General features: G+C 73.6%; 6 protein-coding genes. 1 reads left to right on the forward strand and 5 read right to left on the reverse strand.

Annotated features, from left to right (window positions below; all coding sequences use genetic code 11):
- Positions 1-1,258, reverse strand: a 1,258-nt coding sequence (locus ABFY07_RS42455; protein ID WP_346179580.1) for an acetyl-CoA carboxylase biotin carboxylase subunit, incomplete at its 3' end; no start/stop codon positions are given.
- Positions 1,259-1,646: 388 nt separating this feature from the next.
- Here ABFY07_RS42455 and ABFY07_RS42460 point away from each other — a divergent pair.
- The gene (locus ABFY07_RS42460; protein ID WP_346179581.1) at positions 1,647-2,114 is read left to right on the forward strand and encodes a hypothetical protein; all 468 of its coding nucleotides are present in this window, start codon (positions 1,647-1,649) and stop codon (positions 2,112-2,114) included.
- Positions 2,115-2,301: 187 nt separating this feature from the next.
- Here the strand turns inward: ABFY07_RS42460 and ABFY07_RS42465 are convergent, their stop codons facing one another.
- The 4 genes from ABFY07_RS42465 to ABFY07_RS42480 form a co-directional block, all read right to left on the reverse strand.
- Complete coding sequence (locus ABFY07_RS42465) at positions 2,302-2,919, reverse strand: Maf family protein (protein WP_065960493.1); 618 nt, start codon at positions 2,917-2,919, stop codon at positions 2,302-2,304.
- A 131-nt stretch (positions 2,920-3,050) separates the two neighbouring features.
- Positions 3,051-3,182, reverse strand: a complete 132-nt coding sequence (gene mmpB, locus ABFY07_RS42470; RefSeq protein ID WP_352142935.1) for a morphogenic membrane protein MmpB — start codon at positions 3,180-3,182, stop codon at positions 3,051-3,053.
- Positions 3,183-3,344: 162 nt separating this feature from the next.
- Positions 3,345-3,551 (reverse strand): acyl-CoA carboxylase epsilon subunit, encoded by a 207-nt coding sequence (locus tag ABFY07_RS42475; protein ID WP_065960490.1) that lies wholly within the window; start codon positions 3,549-3,551, stop codon positions 3,345-3,347.
- 57 nt (positions 3,552-3,608) lie between these two features.
- Positions 3,609-3,742: carboxyl transferase domain-containing protein (locus ABFY07_RS42480; protein ID WP_346179512.1), on the reverse strand; the 134-nt coding region annotated here is incomplete at its 5' end.

Genomic DNA, 3,742 nt, shown 5'->3' on the forward strand with positions numbered 1-3,742 from the left:
GGTGGAAGGGGATCGCGGTCGCCATGCCCTCGACCTGGAACTCCGCCAGCGCCCGCGCCGCGCGCTGGAGGGCCTGGGCGCGGGTGGCGCCGGTGACGATGAGCTTGGCCAGCAGGGAGTCCCACGCCGGGCCGATCACCGACCCGGACTCCACCCCCGCGTCCAGCCGCACCCCCGGGCCGGAGGGGGGTGCGAAGGTGGTGACGGTGCCGGGGGCGGGGAGGAAGTTGCGGCCGGGGTCCTCGCCGTTGATGCGGAACTCGAAGGAGTGGCCGCGCATCGGCGGGTCGTCGTAGCCGAGGGGTTCGCCGTCGGCGATGCGGAACATCTCCCGGACCAGGTCGATGCCGGTGACCTCTTCGGTGACCGGGTGTTCGACCTGGAGGCGGGTGTTGACCTCCAGGAAGGAGATCGTGCCGTCCGTGCCCACCAGGAACTCCACCGTGCCGGCGCCGACGTAGCCGGCTTCCTTGAGGATGGCCTTGGAGGCGCGGCGCAGTTCGGCGTTCTGTTCGTCGGTGAGGAAGGGTGCGGGGGCTTCTTCGACGAGTTTTTGGTGGCGGCGCTGGAGGGAGCAGTCGCGGGTGGAGACGACGACCACGTTGCCGTGGGTGTCGGCCAGGCACTGGGTCTCCACGTGGCGGGGCTTGTCGAGGTAGCGCTCGACGAAGCATTCGCCGCGGCCGAAGGCGGCCACGGCCTCGCGGACGGCGGAGTCGTAGAGCTCGGGGACCTCTTCGAGGGTGCGGGCGACTTTCAGGCCGCGGCCGCCGCCGCCGAAGGCGGCTTTGATGGCGATGGGCAGGCCGTGCTGCTGGGCGAAGGCGAGGACTTCGTCGGCGCCGGAGACGGGGTCGGGGGTGCCGGCGACCAGGGGGGCGCCGGCGCGCTGGGCGATGTGGCGGGCGGCGACCTTGTCTCCGAGGTCGCGGATCGCGGCGGGCGGGGGGCCGATCCAGGTCAGGCCGGCGTCGAGGACGGCCTGGGCGAAGTCGGCGTTCTCGGACAGGAAGCCGTAGCCGGGGTGGACGGCGTCGGCGCCGGATTCGGCGGCGGCGGCCAGGACCTTGGCCTGGTCGAGGTAGCTGGCCGCTGGTGTGTCACCGCCCAGCGCGTAGGCTTCGTCGGCCGCGCGCACATGCACCGCGTCCCGGTCCGGATCGGCATAGACCGCAACACTCGCGATCCCGGCATCCCGACAGGCACGGGCAACGCGGACCGCGATTTCGCCACGATTGGCGATGAGCACCTTGCGCACGATGGCTCCCTCCTTGAAACAAGCCGAGTTTAGGTACTGGCGACACCGCACGCCGAGAACAACTCGGGCGTGAGCTTGACCACACGGAGCGTGAACCCTGCCGTTAAGAGACAGCCGACTCCCCCGTCGTTCCACGGTACGCCCGGTTTTTCGGGCCGGAGGGCGAATCGCGCGGCAGTCGGGTGTGGCAGTTCCCCGAGCGGCACTCCTCCGCGTTTCTTTGTGGAATCCCTACGAACGGGGGACGGAAACTTTGCCGCGGCGTTCCGGTCGTACGAGTGCGTTCCCGAACCCTTGTCGAGGGGCTTACCCGTTAGTAGCGTTCGTGAGGTCGAACCTTCTCGGGGGGAACGGCACCCGAGCCGGCGCAGCGGAAGGGGTGGGCGGGGTGGCGCGCAGACCCGTGGCCGTGGTGACGGCCGTGGCGCTGATCGTGGAGGCGGCCGGAATCGCGCTGCTCAACTGGATCCTGGGGCTGGTGGTCGACCGGCAGCGGATGTCCCTGGGCGGGCTCGACCCGGACGCGATGTCGATCGGCACCTGGGTCGCGGGCGGGCTCTTCGGCCTCTATCTGCTGCTGTGCGGTCTGGTGCTGCTGCGCGCCGCCGTGCGCGACCGCGCCCCCGGGCGCCTGGCCCGCATTCTGCTGATCACCTGCGCGGTGGTGCACGGGCTGGTGGGCGCCTTCTCGGTCGGCCTGGTGGGGTGGACCGCCTTCGCGGTCCTGATGGTGGTGCTCGGCCTGATCGTGTGGAGCCTGTTGGTGTACGACGAGTCGCCGGTCGCGGCCGAGAGCGGCGCCTCCGCCCCGGGCGCCACGGGGGCCCAGGGCGGGGACGCGCCGCATCCGGCCTGAGGGGCCATCGGCGGCCGGGCCGGGGTCAGCGGTCGGCGCCCGGCATCCGGCCTGAGGGGTCCGCGCCGGCGTCCGGCATCGGCCGGCGGGCCGGTCGGCGTCCCGCGTCGGCCGACGGGCCGGGGTCGGCGTCCCGCGTCGGCGGGCGGGTCGCGGTCGGCGTCCGGCATCGGCCGGCGGGCCGCGGTCAGCGCCCCGCGTCGGCCCACAGGTCGGTGATGCCCACGCCCAGCTCGGCCAGGAGCCGGCGCAGCAGCGGCAGGGACAGTCCGATGACGTTCCCCGCGTCGCCCTCGATGCCGTCGATGAAGGGCGCCGAGCGGCCGTCGAGCGTGAACGCGCCCGCCACGTGCAGGGGTTCGCCGCTGGCGACGTACGCCGCGATCTCGGCGTCGCTCGGCTCGCCGAAGTGGACCGTGGTGGAGGCGGTGGCGGAGGTGCGGCCGCCGGTCGCCGTGTCGATGAGGCAGTGCCCGGTCCGCAGGACGCCGGAGCGGCCGCGCATGGACTTCCAGCGGGCGGTGGCCTCCTCGGCGTCGGCGGGCTTGCCGAGCGGCTGGCCGTCGAGTTCCAGGACCGAGTCACAGCCGAGGACCAGGGCCCCGGCCGCCTCCGGAAGCGCGGCCACGGCGGCCGCCTTGGCCTCGGCCAGCACGCGCGCCAGCTCGGCGGGCGTCTCGGCGCTCAGGGCGTCCTCGTCCACACCGCTGACGATCACTTCGAAGGCCAGCCCGGCCTGGCGCAGCAGGGACCGGCGGGCGGGTGAGGCGGAGGCGAGGATGAGTGCGCGCTGGGTGTCAGTCATGCGCCCAGGGTAGGCGGCGGGCCTGGCCCCCATCCCACCCTTGCGCAGGTCAGGGACGCGGGCTCAGGTCAGGGGCGCGGGCTCAGCGGCGGCGTCGGGGCCGGCGGCATCGGCGTCCGGGGCACGGGCGGTCACGGACGCAGGCTCAGCAGCAGCATGAGGGTCAGGGTCGCGACCGCGAGCACCGTGCCCGCGCGGCGGAGCATGTCCTGGGCCCGCCGCAGCTCGTCGGGCGGCTCATCAGGCGGGTCGGACCACAGCATGCGGTCGATCCTGCGCCGCACCCGGGCCGTGGCGCCTGAGTACGCGTACTCAGGCGCCACGGGCGGAAGGGACTATTTTCCTGAAAACGGGGACTTGGGTGAGGCTGCTACGGCTCGGCCGGTACCCGAGCCGGCGCGCGCCTCAGCTCGGCCGGCCGGGCCTCAGCTCGGCCAGTAGGTCGTACGCCACGCTCTGGGCCCCGGGGGCGGGACCCGGCGGGCGGGGACGGTGCGGGCCGGGTCGGACCACTCCGGTGGCGCTCCCTCGCCCTGCGCGGCGGCCGCGGCGGCCGCCGCGCGGGCTTGGACCACCGCCAGGGCGGCGGCCAGCTCCTCTGGGGTCGGATTGCCCCGTACGATCTTGATCATGGAAACAGCCCTTCCTGGAGAGGGGTGGGAGGGCGCGGGGATGCCGCGCGCGGATCCCTACAGCGGGATGTTGCCGTGCTTCTTCGGGGGGAGGCTCTCGCGCTTGTTGCGGAGCGCGCGCAGGCCGCGGACGATGTGGCGGCGGGTGTCGGAGGGCATGATCACCGCGTCGACGTAGCCGCGTTCGGCGG

Source organism: Streptomyces sparsogenes subsp. cuspidosporus, assembly GCF_039532705.1.
Taxonomy (GTDB): Bacteria; Actinomycetota; Actinomycetes; order Streptomycetales; family Streptomycetaceae; genus Streptomyces; species Streptomyces sparsogenes.